This is a genomic window from Burkholderia sp. BCC1993 (assembly GCF_905339865.1).
In the GTDB taxonomy this organism is placed as follows: Bacteria; Pseudomonadota; Gammaproteobacteria; order Burkholderiales; family Burkholderiaceae; genus Burkholderia.
Genome location: NZ_CAJPGZ010000019.1, coordinates 16,758 through 31,863, shown reverse-complemented (window position 1 = coordinate 31,863; position 15,106 = coordinate 16,758). Strand labels below are relative to the sequence as shown.

Genomic DNA, 15,106 nt, shown 5'->3' with positions numbered 1-15,106 from the left:
TGCGCGGTTTGACCGGTTCAAGTCGCGCGCAGTAAAATCGCGGGTTTGCTTCGCCAGATCCAACCTGACGGCCGGTTTCCGGTGCGTTAATGACAAGATAGTGACGAGACGGACACGATGTCGAAACAACGAACGAAGCGAGTGATCGGCAACTGGAAGATGCACGGCCGGCTGGCCGGCAACCAGGCATTGCTGAACGAAGTGGTGCAGGGCGCAGGCGCGGTGGCGGCCGAGACGTCGATCGGCGTGTGCGTGCCGTTCCCGTATCTCGCGCAGGTTCAGGCGCAGCTCGCCGGCGGCCGTGTCGCGTTCGGCGCGCAGGACGTGTCCGCGCACGAGCAGGGCGCGTTCACCGGTGAAGTGGCGGCCGCGATGGTGGCGGAGTTCGGCGCGCAGTATGCGATCGTCGGTCACTCGGAGCGTCGCGCGTATCACGGCGAGTGCAGCGAAACCGTCGCTGCGAAGACGCAGCGCGCGCTCGCGGCAGGCCTCACGCCCGTCGTGTGCGTCGGTGAAACGCTCGACGAGCGCGAAGCGGGTGCGACCGAGCAGGTGGTCGGTGCGCAGCTCGACGCCGTGCTGGCCGTGCTGACGGCCGACGAAGCGGCGCGCATCGTCGTCGCGTACGAGCCGGTCTGGGCGATCGGCACGGGCAAGAGCGCGACGTCGGCACAGGCGCAGGACGTGCACGCATTCCTGCGTGCGCGTCTCGCGGCGAAGGGGGCGGCGGACGTATCGGTGCTGTACGGCGGCAGTGTGAAGCCGGACAACGCGGAAGAGCTGTTCGCGCAGCCGGACATCGACGGCGGCCTGATCGGCGGCGCGTCGCTGAAGGCGGAAGATTTCCTGGCGATCTGCCGGGCCGCGCGTTGAGCGGTCCGGGGTCGAATTGAACCATGATGGCGGCCGGTCGGTCCGGTCGCCTGATCCAATCGGGTGGGTGTGATGCTGTTATTCAAGACGCTGATTATTGTCGTGCAGGTACTGTCTGCACTGGGTGTGATCGGGCTGGTGCTGCTGCAGCACGGCAAGGGTGCCGACATGGGTGCTGCATTCGGCAGCGGCGCGTCGGGCAGCCTGTTCGGTGCGACGGGCTCCGCGAACTTTCTGTCGCGCACGACGGGCATTCTCGCGACGATCTTTTTCGTCGCAACGCTCGCACTGACTTACCTCGGTTCGTACAAGTCGACGCCGTCGGCAGGCGTGCTCGGCGCGGCGGCGACCGCGCCGGCATCGGCGCCTGCGGCGTCGGCCCCGGCCGTCGCAGCGTCCGCCGCCGCGGGTTCGGCTGCGAGCGCGCCGGGCCAGGACGTCCCGAAATAAAAAGTCAAAATTTTTGCGGTTGTGCGTTGAACAAATCTGGAACTCGGGTTAGAATTTAATTCTTGAAGCGATTCGCGGGAACAAGCAGTACAACCCGAGTTGCATGCAGTGCCGACGTGGTGAAATTGGTAGACACGCTATCTTGAGGGGGTAGTGGCGAAAGCTGTGCGAGTTCGAGTCTCGCCGTCGGCACCAAAGTTACTCAATGCCAGCCGCTTCTAGTGGCTGGCATTTTTCATTTGTGGGGTGTGCCTTGCGATTGTCTTGTGATTGCACGCACTCCGAAATGATTCCTTCCGCCGGAAGTGGTATTCTCCGGACGCTCAGAACCAACCGATAGAGGATTGCCTTGAACCTCGCAGCCTATTACCCCGTCTTGTTGTTCCTCCTCGTGGGCACTGGTTTAGGTATAGCGCTGGTCAGCATCGGCAAGCTCCTTGGTCCCAACAAGCCGGACGTCGAGAAGAACGCACCGTACGAGTGCGGCTTCGAAGCCTTTGAAGACGCCCGGATGAAATTCGACGTCCGGTACTACCTCGTCGCCATCCTGTTCATCATCTTCGATCTCGAAACCGCATTCCTGTTTCCGTGGGGCGTCGCGCTCCGGGACATCGGCTGGCCGGGTTTCATCGCAATGATGATTTTTCTGCTCGAATTCCTGCTGGGCTTTGCCTATATCTGGAAGAAAGGCGGGCTCGACTGGGAGTGATGGGTTAATCGCCGGTTTGCATGGGCGGCCACGCTGGGCCGCTCGTCTGGAGTGGAAAGCAAATGAGTATCGAAGGGGTCTTGAAGGAAGGGTTTGTCACCACGACGGCTGACAAGCTGATCAACTGGACGCGTACCGGCTCGCTGTGGCCGATGACGTTCGGGCTCGCGTGTTGCGCCGTCGAGATGATGCATGCGGGCGCGGCCCGTTACGACCTGGACCGGTTCGGGGTCGTGTTCCGTCCGAGCCCGCGTCAGTCGGACGTGATGATCGTCGCCGGCACGCTGTGCAACAAGATGGCGCCCGCGCTGCGCCGCGTGTACGACCAGATGGCCGAGCCGCGCTGGGTGATCTCGATGGGGTCGTGCGCGAACGGTGGCGGCTACTACCACTACTCGTACTCGGTGGTCCGCGGTTGCGACCGGATCGTGCCGGTCGACGTCTACGTGCCGGGCTGTCCGCCCACGGCCGAGGCGCTGGTCTACGGCGTGATCCAGCTGCAGGCGAAGATCCGCCGCACCAACACCATCGCCCGTCAATAAAGCCCCGAGCGTCCCCTCAATATGGCAAGCAAAATCGAGACCCTCAAGGCCAACCTCGAAGCCGCGCTCGGCGCGCGCGTGGTGAGCCTCACCGAAGCGATCGGTGAACTGACGCTCGTCGTGAAGGCGAGCGATTACCTCGAAGTCGCAAAGACGCTGCGCGACGATCCGAAGCTCCGTTTCGAGCAGCTGATCGACCTGTGCGGCGTCGACTATCAAACGTACGGCGACGGCGCCTACGACGGCCCGCGTTTCGCGGCCGTGTCGCAGCTGCTGTCGGTCACGAACAACTGGCGCCTGCGCCTGCGCGTGTTCGCGCCGGACGACGATCTGCCGATCGTGGCGTCGCTCGTCGACATCTGGACCTCCGCAAACTGGTACGAGCGCGAAGCGTTCGACCTGTACGGCCTCGTGTTCGAGGGTCACCCCGACCTGCGCCGCATCCTCACCGACTACGGCTTCATCGGCCATCCGTTCCGCAAGGACTTCCCGGTGTCGGGCTATGTCGAAATGCGTTACGACCCGGAAGAGAAGCGGGTCGTCTACCAGCCGGTGACGATCGAGCCGCGCGAAATCACGCCGCGCGTGATCCGCGAGGATCGCTATGGCGGTCTGAAACATTAAGGGGGCGTCATGGCAGAAATCAAGAACTACACCCTCAACTTCGGCCCGCAGCACCCGGCAGCGCACGGCGTGCTGCGCCTGGTGCTCGAGCTCGACGGCGAAGTCATTCAGCGTGCCGATCCGCACATCGGCCTGCTGCACCGCGCGACCGAAAAGCTCGCGGAAAGCAAGACCTTCATCCAGTCCGTGCCGTACATGGATCGTCTCGACTACGTGTCGATGATGGTCAACGAGCACGGCTACGTGCTCGCGATCGAGCGCCTGCTCGGCATCGACGTGCCGGAGCGCGCGCAGTACATCCGCGTGCTGTTCGACGAGATCACCCGCGTGCTGAACCACCTGATGTGGATCGGCGCGCACGCGCTCGACGTCGGCGCGATGGCCGTGTTCCTGTACGCATTCCGCGAGCGCGAAGACCTGATGGACGTGTACGAGGCGGTGTCCGGTGCCCGGATGCACGCGGCGTACTACCGTCCGGGCGGCGTCTATCGCGACCTGCCTGACGCAATGCCGCAATACAAGGCGTCGAAGATTCGCAACGAGAAGGCGCTCGCGAAGATGAACGAAGCGCGCAGCGGCTCGGTGCTCGACTTCATCGACGACTTCTTCACGCGCTTCCCGAAGTGCGTCGACGAATACGAAACGCTGCTGACCGATAACCGGATTTGGAAACAGCGTCTGGTCGGGATCGGCGTCGTCAGCCCGGAGCGTGCGCTGCAGATGGGCCTGACGGGCCCGATGCTGCGCGGCTCGGGTATCGCCTGGGACCTGCGCAAGAAGCAGCCGTACGAAGTGTACGACCGCATGGATTTCGACGTGCCGGTCGGCGTGAACGGCGATTGCTACGACCGCTATCTGGTGCGCGTCGAAGAAATGCGCCAGTCCGTCCGTATCGCGAAACAGTGTATTGAGTGGCTCCGCAAGAATCCGGGCCCGGTGATGACCGACAATCACAAGGTTGCGCCGCCGTCGCGCGTCGGCATGAAGACCAACATGGAAGACTTGATTCACCACTTCAAGCTCTTCACCGAAGGTTTTCACGTGCCGGAAGGCGAGGCGTACGCGGCAGTCGAGCATCCGAAGGGTGAATTCGGCATCTACCTCGTGTCGGATGGTGCCAACAAGCCGTATCGCCTCAAGATCCGCGCACCGGGCTTCGCGCACCTCGCGTCGCTCGACGAAATGGCGCGCGGTCACATGATTGCCGACGCCGTCACGATCATCGGTACGCAGGACATCGTGTTCGGCGAAATCGATCGCTAATGGTTGCGCCGCCTGCGCGAGCGGGCGGCGAGCAGTCAGTCACACGCGAAGTCACATGCGGTATGCGCCGAACCGGCGCGGCTTCGCAAGCTGTCAACAGTGAGCGCCAGGTCTGCCGTCCATGCACTGCAGTGCGGCAGGTTGTTCGTTCGGTAGGAATTGAAAGAGTCGTGTCTGAAAATGATCTCAGCTGAAGGCCTGAAGGAAATCGATCGAGCGTTGACGAAGTATCCCGCCGATCAGAAACAGTCCGCCGTGATGTCGGCGTTGGCCGTCGCTCAGGAAGAGCACGGCTGGCTGTCGCCCGAACTGATGCAGTTCGTCGCGGACTATCTCGGCATGCCGGCCGTCGCCGTGCAGGAAGTCGCGACGTTCTACACGATGTACGAGCTCAAACCGGTCGGCAAGCACAAGATCACGCTCTGCACGAACCTGCCGTGCCAGCTTGGCCCGCACGGCGGCGCGGAAGCGACGGCCGACTACCTGAAACAGAAGCTGGGCATCGGCTTCGGCGAGACCACGCCCGACGGCAAGTTCACGCTGAAGGAAGGCGAATGCATGGGCTCGTGCGGCGATGCGCCGGTGCTGCTGGTGAACAATCACAGAATGTGCAGCTTCATGAGCCGCGAGAAGATCGACCAGCTGCTTGAGGAGCTCTCGAAATGACGTCCCTCCACGACCGTCACATCAAACCGCTGATCCTCGCTGGTCTGAACGGCGAGAACTGGCATCTCGAAGACTACGTTGCGCGCGGCGGCTACAAGCAGCTGCGCCGCATTCTCGAAGAAAAGATTCCGCCGGAGCAGGTGATCGCCGACGTGAAAGCGTCGGGCCTGCGTGGCCGTGGCGGTGCGGGCTTCCCGACCGGCCTGAAGTGGAGCTTCATGCCGCGCCAGTTCCCGGGGCAGAAGTACCTCGTCTGCAACTCGGACGAAGGCGAGCCGGGCACGTTCAAGGATCGCGACATCCTGCGCTGGAACCCGCATGCGCTGATCGAAGGCATGGCCATCGGCGCGTACGCGATGGGCATCACCGTCGGCTACAACTACATCCACGGCGAAATCTTCGAAGTGTATCGACGCTTCGAGGCCGCGCTCGATGAGGCGCGCGCCGCGGGTTTCCTCGGCGACAACATCATGGGCTCGGAATTCTCGTTCCAGCTGCACGCGCATCACGGTTACGGCGCGTACATCTGCGGCGAGGAAACGGCGCTGCTCGAGTCGCTCGAAGGCAAGAAGGGCCAGCCGCGCTTCAAGCCGCCGTTCCCGGCGAGCTTCGGCGTGTACGGCAAGCCGACCACGATCAACAACACCGAGACGTTCGCCGCGGTGCCGTTCCTGCTGTCCATCGGGCCGCAGAATTACCTCGAAATCGGCAAGCCGAACAACGGCGGCACGAAGATCTTCTCGGTGTCGGGCGACGTCGAGCGTCCGGGCAACTATGAAGTGCCGCTCGGCACGCCGTTCGCGACGCTGATGGAGCTCGCCGGCGGGATGCGCGGCGGCCGCAAGATCAAGGCCGTGATTCCGGGCGGCTCGTCGGCGCCGGTGATCCCGGGCGACATCATGATGCAGACCGATCTCGATTACGACTCGATCGCGAAGGCGGGCTCGATGCTCGGCTCCGGCGCGGTGATCGTGATGGACGAGACGCGCTGCATGGTGCGTTCGCTGCTGCGCCTGTCGTACTTCTACTACGAGGAATCGTGCGGCCAGTGCACGCCGTGCCGTGAAGGCACCGGCTGGCTGTATCGCGTCGTGAATCGTATCGAGCACGGCGAAGGCCGCCAGGAAGATCTGGACCTGCTGAACTCGGTTGCCGAGAACATCATGGGCCGCACGATCTGCGCGCTCGGCGATGCGGCGGCGATGCCGGTTCGCGGGATGCTCAAGCACTACTGGGACGAATTCGCGTACCACGTCGAGCACAAGCACTGCATGGTCGGCGGCCACGCGCACGCGGCGGCAGCCTGAAGCGAAGCACCGGTTGCGGAATTTGAGCGCACGGTCGGGCGAAGGCGCGAACGGGCGGAAATAGGTTAAGGACCATTCACCATCATGGTTGAACTTGAAATAGACGGCAAGAAGGTCGAGGTGCCCGAAGGCAGCATGGTGATCCAGGCTGCGCACAAGGCGGATACGTACATTCCTCACTTCTGCTATCACAAGAAACTGTCGGTCGCGGCCAACTGCCGGATGTGTCTCGTCGAAGTCGAGAAGATGCCGAAGGCCGTGCCTGCCTGCGCGACGCCCGTGTCGGCCGGCATGATCGTGCACACGCAGTCCGACAAGGCCGTGAAGGCGCAGCAGTCGGTGATGGAATTCCTCCTCATCAACCACCCGCTCGACTGTCCGATCTGCGATCAGGGCGGCGAATGCCAGCTGCAGGATCTGGCGGTCGGCTACGGCAAATCGTCGTCGCGCTACTCGGAAGAGAAGCGCGTGGTGTTCCACAAGAACGTGGGCCCGCTGATCTCGATGGAAGAAATGTCGCGCTGCATCCACTGCACGCGCTGCGTCCGCTTCGGCCAGGAAGTCGCCGGCGTGATGGAGCTCGGCATGCTGGGCCGCGGCGAGCACTCGGAAATCACGACGTTCGTCGGCAAGACGGTCGACTCCGAACTGTCCGGCAACATGATCGACCTGTGCCCGGTCGGCGCGCTGACCAGCAAGCCGTTCCGCTACAGCGCCCGTACGTGGGAACTGTCGCGCCGCAAGTCGGTGAGCCCGCACGATTCCGTCGGCGCGAACCTCGTCGTGCAGGTGAAGAACAACCGCGTGATGCGCGTGCTGCCGTTCGAGAACGAAGCGATCAACGAATGCTGGATCTCGGACAAGGATCGTTTCTCGTACGAAGGCCTGAACAGCGAAGAGCGCCTGACGAAGCCGATGCTGAAGCAGGGCGGCCAGTGGATCGAAACCGACTGGCAGACCGCGCTCGAATACGTCGCGAAGGGCCTGAAGGGCATCGCCGCGGATCACGGCGCGAATGCGCTGGCGATGCTCGCGAGCGCGCACAGCACCGCTGAAGAGCTGTTCCTCGTGAAGCAGCTCGCCAACGAACTGAAGACGCCGAACGTCGACTTCCGTCTGCGTCAGCAGGATTTCTCGGCGCCGGTCCAGGGCGCACCGTGGCTCGGCATGCCGATCGCCGACCTGTCGAACGTGGATGCCGCGTTCGTCGTCGGCTCGTTCCTGCGCCGTGACCACCCGCTGTTCGCCGCACGCCTGCGCCAGGCCGCGAAGAACGGCGCGAAGCTGCACTTCCTGCACGCGACCGCTGACGATTCGCTGATTCCGACCGCGAAGCGCATCGTCGCCGCGCCGTCGGCATGGCTCGACGAACTGGCCGGCGTGGCCGCAGCCGTCGCGCAACTGCGCGGTGTCGCGCTGCCGGACACGCTCGCGGGCGTCACGGCGTCGCCGGCTGCGCAAGCGGTCGCCCAGTCGCTCGCGAACGGTGAGCGCCGTGCGGTGCTGCTCGGCAACGCAGCTGTCCGTCATCCGCAATTCGCGAAGCTGCACGCCGTCGCACAGTGGATCGCCGACAACACCGGCGCCACGTTCGGCTTCCTGACGGAAGCGGCGAACACGGTTGGCGCGCACGTCGTCGGCGCACTGCCGGGTGAAGGCGGCCTGAACGCACGTGAAGCGTTCGCGCAGCCGCGCAAGGGCTACGTGCTGCTGAACGTCGAACCGGAATTCGACACGGCCGATCCGGCGCAGGCGCTTGCCGCGCTGAACCAGGCCGAAATGGTCGTCGTGATGTCGCCGTTCAAGCACGGCCTCGATTACGCCGACGTGCTGCTGCCGATTGCGCCGTTCACGGAAACGGCCGGTACGTACGTGAACGCGGAAGGCTCGGTGCAGAGCTTCAACGGCGTCGTGCGCCCGCTCGGCGACACGCGTCCGGCATGGAAGGTGCTGCGCGTGCTCGGCAGCCTGCTCGGCCTGCCGAACTTCGAATACGAAACGGCGGAAGAAGTGCGTCTCGCGGCGCTCGGCGACGCAGGCGTCGCGAACCGTCTGTCGAACCAGGCGTCGGCCGCACCGGCTCGCGTCGCGGCAACGGCGGCGAACGGCGGCTTCGAGCGCCTCGCCGACGTGCCGATCTATCATGCCGACGCACTCGTGCGCCGCGCAGGTGCGCTGCACCTGACGGCCGCCGCGAAGGTAGCGAACGCCGCAGCCCTGCCGGCCGCGCTGTTCGACAAGCTGGGCTTGAAGGAAGGCGACGCGGTGCGCGTGCGCCAGGGCGAGCGTGCGGTGCAGTTGCCGGCCGTGCGCGACGCGAATCTTGCGGAGACGGTCGTTCGCGTGTCGGCGGCAACGCCTGCCGGCGCAGCGCTCGGCAGCCTGTCCGGTGAACTGGTGGTGGAGAAGGCGTAAATGAGCTTGTTCGATACGATCAACGCGGGCGGCGCCCAGGTTCTCGGCGTCGCGTGGCCGACGGTGTGGGCAATCGTGCGCATCCTCGTCGTCTCCGTCGTCATCCTGCTGTGCGTCGCATACCTGATTCTGTGGGAACGCAAGCTGATCGGCTGGATGCACGTGCGTCTCGGCCCGAACCGCGTCGGCCCCGCCGGCCTGCTGCAGCCGATCGCCGACGTGCTGAAGCTGCTGCTGAAGGAAGTGATTCAGCCGAGCGCCGCCAGCCGCTGGCTGTACCTGATCGCGCCGGTCATGACCGTCGTGCCGGCGTTTGCCGTGTGGGCCGTGATCCCGTTCCAGGCTCAGGCCGTGCTCGCGAACATCAACGCGGGCCTGCTGTACGCGATGGCGATTTCGTCGATCGGCGTGTACGCGGTGATCCTCGCCGGCTGGGCGTCGAACTCGAAGTACGCGTTCCTCGGCGCGATGCGCGCGGCTGCCCAGATGGTCTCGTACGAAATCTCGATGGGCTTCGCGCTCGTGCTCGTGCTGATGACGGCCGGCAGCCTGAACATGTCGGAAATCGTCAACTCGCAGCAGCATGGCTTCTTCGCGGGCCACGGCGTGAACTTCCTGTCGTGGAACTGGCTGCCGCTGCTGCCGGCATTCGTCGTCTACTTCATCTCGGGCATCGCCGAAACGAACCGTCACCCGTTCGACGTGGTGGAAGGGGAGTCGGAGATCGTCGCGGGTCACATGATCGATTACTCGGGCATGGCGTTCGCGCTGTTCTTCCTCGCCGAGTACATCAACATGATCGTGATCTCGGCGCTGGCCTCGACGCTGTTCCTCGGCGGCTGGGACGCACCGTTCGAATTCCTGTCGTTCATTCCGGGCATCTTCTGGCTGGTGCTGAAGGTATTCGCGCTGCTGTCGGTGTTCATCTGGGTGCGCGCGACGTTCCCGCGCTACCGTTACGACCAGATCATGCGTCTGGGCTGGAAGGTGTTCCTGCCCGTCACGGTGATCTGGGTGGTCGTGGTCGGCTTCTGGATGATGTCGCCGCTCAACATCTGGGTGAAGTAAAGATCGGACGAAATCATGACGGCTATCCAACACTTCTTTAAGACCTTCTTCCTGACCGAGCTGCTGAAGGGGCTTGCGATAACGGGGCGTTACACGTTCCGGCGCAAGTTCACCGTGCAGTTCCCGGAAGAGAAGACCCCGATTTCGCCGCGCTTCCGCGGGCTGCATGCGCTGCGCCGCTACGAAAACGGCGAAGAGCGCTGCATCGCGTGCAAGCTCTGCGAGGCCGTGTGCCCCGCGCTGGCGATCACGATCGAATCGGAAACGCGCGCGGACAACACACGCCGCACGACGCGCTACGACATCGACCTGACGAAGTGCATCTTCTGCGGTTTCTGCGAAGAAAGCTGCCCGGTCGATTCGATCGTCGAGACGCAGATTCTCGAATACCACGGCGAAAAGCGCGGCGACCTCTATTTCACGAAGGAAATGCTGCTCGCGGTGGGCGATCGCTACGAGAAGGACATCGCTGCGGCGAAGGCTGCCGACGCGCCGTATCGTTGATTGTGTTTGCAGTGCCGGCCCGGCATGAACGGGCCGAGCCGCCGCGACGGGTGCGGCACGCGAGAGCGTCCCGCAAGCCGCGCCTGACTATGGCCTAACGATGAACCGGTAATCATGGAATTCACGACCGTACTGTTCTACATCTTCGCGCTGCTCCTGGTGGTATCAGGGCTGAAGGTGATCACTTCGCGCAACCCGGTGGCGTCTGCGCTTTTCCTTGTGCTGGCGTTCTTCAACGCCGCCGCGATCTGGATGCTGCTGGAAGCGGAGTTCCTCGCGATCCTGCTGGTGCTGGTGTACGTGGGCGCCGTGATGGTGCTGTTCCTGTTCGTCGTGATGATGCTGGACATCAACATCGATTACCTGCGCCGCGACTTCAAGCGCTTCGTGCCGATGGCGACCGTCGTCGGCGCGATCATCGTGGTCGAGACCGCGCTGATCCTGTGGCGCGGCTACGGCGACACGCACACCGTGCACGCGATGGCGACGGGCGCGATGGCCGACTGGTCGAACACGCGTCTGATCGGCAAGGTGATCTACACCGACTACATCTTCGCGTTTGAAATCGCCGGCCTGGTGCTGCTGGTCGCGATCATCGCCGCGATCGGGCTGACCGAGCGCAAGGGCAAGGACAGCAAGCGCCAGCGCGTGTCGGATCAGGTCAAGGTGCGCCGCGACGACCGCGTGCGCCTCGTGAAGATGGAAGCGGACAAGCCGCAGCCGGAAACGGCGCAGAGCGAAGCCGGTACGAGCACCAACGGCTAAGCGGAGGAAAGGAAAACCATGCTGACTCTTGCTCATTACCTCGTGCTCGGCGCGATCCTCTTTGCGATCGCGATCGTCGGGATCTTCCTGAACCGCCGCAACATCATCATCATCCTGATGGCGATCGAACTGATGCTGCTGGCGGTGAACACCAACTTCGTCGCGTTCTCGCACTACCTCGGCGACGTGCACGGCCAGATCTTCGTGTTCTTCGTGCTGACCGTCGCCGCAGCGGAAGCCGCGATCGGTCTCGCGATTCTGGTGACCCTGTTCCGTAAGCTCGACACGATCAATGTCGAGGATCTCGATCAGCTCAAAGGTTAATTTCAGGCAACGCTGTTATGTCAACGACACTCAATGAAAACCTGCTGCTGGCGATTCCGCTCGCTCCGCTGGCCGGCTCGCTGATTGCGGGGCTGTTCGGGAACGCAGTCGGGCGCAAGGGCGCACACCGGATCACGATCCTCGGCGTAATGATCGCGTTCCTCCTGTCGGCGAAAGTCTTCGCCGACGTCGTGATGGGCGGCGCGAGCTTCAACGCGACCGTCTACGAATGGATGCGGGTCGGTTCGCTGAAGCTCGAAGTCGGCTTCCTCGTCGATTCGATGACGGCGATGATGATGGTCGTCGTGACCTTCGTGTCGCTGATGGTGCACATCTACACGATCGGCTACATGCAGGAAGAGGACGGCTACCAGCGCTTCTTCTCGTACATCTCGCTGTTCACGTTCTCGATGCTGATGCTCGTGATGAGCAACAACTTCCTGCAGCTGTTCTTCGGCTGGGAGGCGGTGGGTCTGGTGTCGTACCTGCTGATCGGCTTCTACTTCACGCGTGAGAGCGCGATCTACGCGAACATGAAGGCGTTCCTCGTGAACCGCGTGGGCGACTTCGGCTTCCTGCTCGGCATCGGCCTGCTGCTCGCGTTCGCAGGTTCGATGAACTACGGCGAAGTGTTCGCGAAGCGTGCCGAGCTCGCCAGCCTGCACTTCCCGGGCACCGACTGGGGCCTGCTGACCGTCGCCTGTATCTGCCTGTTCATCGGCGCGATGGGTAAATCGGCACAGTTCCCGCTGCACGTGTGGCTGCCCGACTCGATGGAAGGCCCGACCCCGATCTCCGCGCTGATTCACGCGGCGACGATGGTGACGGCCGGCATCTTCATGGTGTCGCGCATGTCGCCGCTGTTCGAACTGTCGGATACCGCGCTGTCGTTCATCACGGTGATCGGCGCGATCACGGCGCTGTTCATGGGCTTCCTCGGCATCATCCAGAACGACATCAAGCGCGTGGTCGCGTATTCGACGCTGTCGCAGCTCGGCTACATGACCGTCGCGCTCGGCGTATCCGCGTACCCGGTCGCGTTGTTCCACCTGATGACGCACGCGTTCTTCAAGGCGCTGCTGTTCCTCGGCGCGGGCTCGGTGATCATTGGCATGCACCACGACCAGGACATCCGCAACATGGGCGGCCTGCGCAAGTACATGCCGATCACGTGGATCACGTCGTTGATCGGCTCGCTCGCACTGATCGGCACGCCGTTCTTCTCCGGCTTCTACTCGAAGGATTCGATCATCGAGGCCGTGAAGGAATCGCATCTCGCGGGTTCGGGCTTCGCGTACTTCGCGGTGGTCGCAAGCGTGTTCGTGACGGCGCTGTACTCGTTCCGCATGTACTTCCTCGTGTTCCACGGCGAAGAGCGCTTCCGCAACCCGAAGCATCCTGAATCGCCGATGGGCATGGCGGCCGCGCACGGCCACGACGATCACGGCCACGGCCATGGTCACGACGACCACGCGCACGAACCGCACGAGACCCCGTGGGTCGTGTGGCTGCCGCTCGTGCTGCTCGCGATTCCGTCGGTCATCGTCGGTGCGATCGCGATCGGTCCGATGCTGTACGGCAGCTTCTTCGAACATGGCGTGGCATTCGACAAGGTGATCTTCATCGGCGAAAACCACCCGGGCCTCGAAGAACTGGGCAAGGAATTCCACGGCTGGGCCGCGATGGGCCTGCACTCGCTGACGACGCTGCCGTTGTGGCTCGCGATTGCCGGCGTCGTGGTCGCGTGGTTCCTGTACCTGAAGCGTCCTGAGCTGCCTGCCGTGATCCGCCGCGCGTTCGGCCCGATCTACACGCTGCTCGACAACAAGTACTACATGGACAAGATCAACGAAGTGGTGTTCGCCCGTGGTTCGGTGGCGATCGGCCGCGGCCTGTGGAAGGAAGGTGACGTCGTCGTGATCGACGGCCTCGTCAACGGCAGCGCCCGGTTCATCGGCTGGTTCGCCGGCGTGATCCGCTTCCTCCAATCCGGTTACATCTATCACTACGCGTTCGCCATGATCATCGGCATGCTGGGGCTCCTGACCCTGTTTGTAACGCTCGGCGGCAAATAAGGCGAGGGGACAAGAACAATGCACGCTTTTCCGATTCTCAGTACCGCGATCTGGTTGCCGATCGTTTTCGGCCTCCTGGTACTCGCGGTAGGTAACGACAAAAATCCGGGGACGGCCCGCTGGGTCGCGCTGATCGGCTCGCTGCTCGGTCTCGCGGTCACGGTCCCGCTGATCACGGGCTTCGACTCGAGCACGGCTGCGCTGCAGTTCGTCGAGCAGTCGACCTGGATCGAACGCTTCAAGATCTCGTACCACCTCGGCGTCGACGGCATCTCGATGTGGTTCGTCGTGCTGACCGCGCTGATCACGGTGATCGTCGTGATCGCCGCGTGGGAAGTGATCACCGAGAACGTCGCGCAGTACCTCGCGGCCTTCCTGATCCTGTCCGGGATCATGATCGGCGTGTTCTCGGCGGCTGACGGCCTGCTGTTCTACGTGTTCTTCGAGGCGACCCTGATCCCGATGTACATCATCATCGGCGTGTGGGGCGGCCCGAACCGCGTGTACGCGGCATTCAAGTTCTTCCTGTACACGCTGGCCGGCTCGCTGCTGATGCTGGTCGCGCTGATCTACCTGTACACGCAGACGCATTCGTTCGACCTCGCGACGTGGCAGAGCGCCAAGATCGCGATGACGCCGCAGATCCTGCTGTTCATCGCATTCTTCCTCGCGTTCGCGGTGAAGGTGCCGATGTGGCCGGTGCACACCTGGCTGCCGGACGCGCACGTGGAAGCGCCGACGGGCGGTTCGGTCGTGCTGGCGGCGATCATGCTGAAGCTCGGCGCATACGGTTTCCTGCGCTTCTCGCTGCCGATCACGCCCGACGCAAGCCACTTCCTGGCACCGGTCGTGATCACGCTGTCGCTGATCGCGGTGATCTACATCGGTCTCGTCGCGATGGTGCAGTCCGACATGAAGAAGCTGGTCGCGTATTCGTCGATCGCGCACATGGGCTTCGTGACGCTCGGCTTCTTCATCTTCAACCAGCTCGGTGTCGAAGGCGCGATCATCCAGATGATCTCGCACGGCTTCGTGTCGGGCGCGATGTTCCTGTGCATCGGCGTGCTGTACGACCGCGTGCACTCGCGCCAGATCGCCGATTACGGCGGCGTCGTGAACGTGATGCCGAAGTTCGCGGCATTCGCGATGCTGTTCTCGATGGCCAACTGCGGCCTGCCGGGCACCTCGGGTTTCGTCGGCGAGTTCATGGTGATTCTCGCGGCCGTCCAGTACAATTTCTGGATCGCATTCGGCGCGGCATTCACGCTGATCCTCGGCGCGGCCTACACGCTGTGGATGTACAAGCGCGTATACTTCGGCGCGGTCGCGAACGATCACGTTGCCAAGCTGAAGGACATCGGTCGTCGCGAATTCGTGATGCTGGCGGTGCTCGCCGCGTTCACGATGCTGATGGGCCTGTATCCGAAGCCTTTCACCGACGTGATGCACGTTTCCGTGGAAAACCTCCTCTCCCAAGTCGCGCAGTCGAAGCTGCCGCTGGCCCAGTAATCGCGAGCGGAG

At 63.4% G+C, this 15,106-nt stretch carries 15 protein-coding genes and 1 tRNA gene; all 16 read left to right on the top strand.

Features of this window, described 5'->3' with window-relative positions; genetic code table 11:
• Positions 1-117 precede the first annotated feature (117 nt).
• The 16 genes from tpiA to U4Y91_RS28535 all read left to right on the top strand — a co-directional run bounded on the left by tpiA (position 118) and on the right by U4Y91_RS28535 (position 15,094).
• Positions 118-873, top strand: coding sequence for a triose-phosphate isomerase (tpiA, locus tag U4Y91_RS28610; protein WP_321807893.1), 756 nt, complete (start codon positions 118-120; stop codon positions 871-873).
• A gap of 72 nt (positions 874-945) precedes the next feature.
• A complete protein-coding gene (secG, locus tag U4Y91_RS28605; protein ID WP_047898610.1) occupies positions 946-1,323 on the top strand; it encodes a preprotein translocase subunit SecG in 378 nt (125 codons plus the stop codon).
• A gap of 110 nt (positions 1,324-1,433) precedes the next feature.
• Positions 1,434-1,518, top strand: a tRNA-Leu gene (locus U4Y91_RS28600).
• Positions 1,519-1,672: 154 nt separating this feature from the next.
• Complete coding sequence (locus U4Y91_RS28595; protein ID WP_006398798.1) at positions 1,673-2,032, top strand: NADH-quinone oxidoreductase subunit A; 360 nt, start codon at positions 1,673-1,675, stop codon at positions 2,030-2,032.
• 62 nt (positions 2,033-2,094) lie between these two features.
• Positions 2,095-2,574, top strand: coding sequence for a NuoB/complex I 20 kDa subunit family protein (locus U4Y91_RS28590; protein WP_006398799.1), 480 nt, complete (start codon positions 2,095-2,097; stop codon positions 2,572-2,574).
• Between the two features lie 21 nt (positions 2,575-2,595).
• Positions 2,596-3,198 (top strand): NADH-quinone oxidoreductase subunit C, encoded by a 603-nt coding sequence (locus U4Y91_RS28585; RefSeq protein WP_124498165.1) that lies wholly within the window; start codon positions 2,596-2,598, stop codon positions 3,196-3,198.
• Between the two features lie 9 nt (positions 3,199-3,207).
• Positions 3,208-4,461: an NADH-quinone oxidoreductase subunit D gene (locus U4Y91_RS28580; protein ID WP_044844663.1), complete on the top strand. Its 1,254-nt coding sequence runs from the start codon at positions 3,208-3,210 to the stop codon at positions 4,459-4,461.
• Positions 4,462-4,641: 180 nt separating this feature from the next.
• Positions 4,642-5,127 carry an NADH-quinone oxidoreductase subunit NuoE gene (nuoE, locus tag U4Y91_RS28575; protein ID WP_006478266.1) on the top strand — a complete coding sequence of 162 codons (486 nt, stop codon included), beginning with the start codon at positions 4,642-4,644 and terminating at the stop codon, positions 5,125-5,127.
• Complete coding sequence (gene nuoF / locus U4Y91_RS28570; protein WP_006756904.1) at positions 5,124-6,434, top strand: NADH-quinone oxidoreductase subunit NuoF; 1,311 nt, start codon at positions 5,124-5,126, stop codon at positions 6,432-6,434. The genes nuoE and nuoF overlap by 4 nt, the downstream gene beginning before the upstream one ends.
• A gap of 84 nt (positions 6,435-6,518) precedes the next feature.
• Positions 6,519-8,849, top strand: coding sequence for an NADH-quinone oxidoreductase subunit NuoG (gene nuoG, locus U4Y91_RS28565; protein ID WP_321807892.1), 2,331 nt, complete (start codon positions 6,519-6,521; stop codon positions 8,847-8,849).
• The gene (gene nuoH, locus U4Y91_RS28560) at positions 8,850-9,917 is read left to right on the top strand and encodes an NADH-quinone oxidoreductase subunit NuoH (protein ID WP_321807891.1); all 1,068 of its coding nucleotides are present in this window, start codon (positions 8,850-8,852) and stop codon (positions 9,915-9,917) included.
• Positions 9,918-9,932: 15 nt separating this feature from the next.
• Positions 9,933-10,421: an NADH-quinone oxidoreductase subunit NuoI gene (gene nuoI, locus U4Y91_RS28555; protein ID WP_321807890.1), complete on the top strand. Its 489-nt coding sequence runs from the start codon at positions 9,933-9,935 to the stop codon at positions 10,419-10,421.
• Between the two features lie 114 nt (positions 10,422-10,535).
• Positions 10,536-11,186 carry an NADH-quinone oxidoreductase subunit J gene (locus tag U4Y91_RS28550; protein WP_044844660.1) on the top strand — a complete coding sequence of 217 codons (651 nt, stop codon included), beginning with the start codon at positions 10,536-10,538 and terminating at the stop codon, positions 11,184-11,186.
• 18 nt (positions 11,187-11,204) lie between these two features.
• Positions 11,205-11,510: an NADH-quinone oxidoreductase subunit NuoK gene (gene nuoK / locus U4Y91_RS28545; RefSeq protein ID WP_004185739.1), complete on the top strand. Its 306-nt coding sequence runs from the start codon at positions 11,205-11,207 to the stop codon at positions 11,508-11,510.
• 17 nt (positions 11,511-11,527) lie between these two features.
• Positions 11,528-13,585 (top strand): NADH-quinone oxidoreductase subunit L, encoded by a 2,058-nt coding sequence (gene nuoL / locus U4Y91_RS28540; RefSeq protein WP_321807889.1) that lies wholly within the window; start codon positions 11,528-11,530, stop codon positions 13,583-13,585.
• An 18-nt stretch (positions 13,586-13,603) separates the two neighbouring features.
• Positions 13,604-15,094 (top strand): NADH-quinone oxidoreductase subunit M, encoded by a 1,491-nt coding sequence (locus U4Y91_RS28535; protein WP_321807888.1) that lies wholly within the window; start codon positions 13,604-13,606, stop codon positions 15,092-15,094.
• Positions 15,095-15,106 lie beyond the last annotated feature (12 nt).

Coding starts and splice junctions, on each gene's coding strand:
- tpiA (WP_321807893.1), top strand. CDS start 118: ATGTCGAAACAACGAACGAAGCGAGTGATCGGCAACTGGAAGATGCAC.
- secG (WP_047898610.1), top strand. CDS start 946: ATGCTGTTATTCAAGACGCTGATTATTGTCGTGCAGGTACTGTCTGCA.
- U4Y91_RS28590 (WP_006398799.1), top strand. CDS start 2,095: ATGAGTATCGAAGGGGTCTTGAAGGAAGGGTTTGTCACCACGACGGCT.
- U4Y91_RS28585 (WP_124498165.1), top strand. CDS start 2,596: ATGGCAAGCAAAATCGAGACCCTCAAGGCCAACCTCGAAGCCGCGCTC.
- U4Y91_RS28580 (WP_044844663.1), top strand. CDS start 3,208: ATGGCAGAAATCAAGAACTACACCCTCAACTTCGGCCCGCAGCACCCG.
- nuoE (WP_006478266.1), top strand. CDS start 4,642: ATGATCTCAGCTGAAGGCCTGAAGGAAATCGATCGAGCGTTGACGAAG.
- nuoF (WP_006756904.1), top strand. CDS start 5,124: ATGACGTCCCTCCACGACCGTCACATCAAACCGCTGATCCTCGCTGGT.
- nuoG (WP_321807892.1), top strand. CDS start 6,519: ATGGTTGAACTTGAAATAGACGGCAAGAAGGTCGAGGTGCCCGAAGGC.
- nuoH (WP_321807891.1), top strand. CDS start 8,850: ATGAGCTTGTTCGATACGATCAACGCGGGCGGCGCCCAGGTTCTCGGC.
- nuoI (WP_321807890.1), top strand. CDS start 9,933: ATGACGGCTATCCAACACTTCTTTAAGACCTTCTTCCTGACCGAGCTG.
- U4Y91_RS28550 (WP_044844660.1), top strand. CDS start 10,536: ATGGAATTCACGACCGTACTGTTCTACATCTTCGCGCTGCTCCTGGTG.
- nuoK (WP_004185739.1), top strand. CDS start 11,205: ATGCTGACTCTTGCTCATTACCTCGTGCTCGGCGCGATCCTCTTTGCG.
- nuoL (WP_321807889.1), top strand. CDS start 11,528: ATGTCAACGACACTCAATGAAAACCTGCTGCTGGCGATTCCGCTCGCT.
- U4Y91_RS28535 (WP_321807888.1), top strand. CDS start 13,604: ATGCACGCTTTTCCGATTCTCAGTACCGCGATCTGGTTGCCGATCGTT.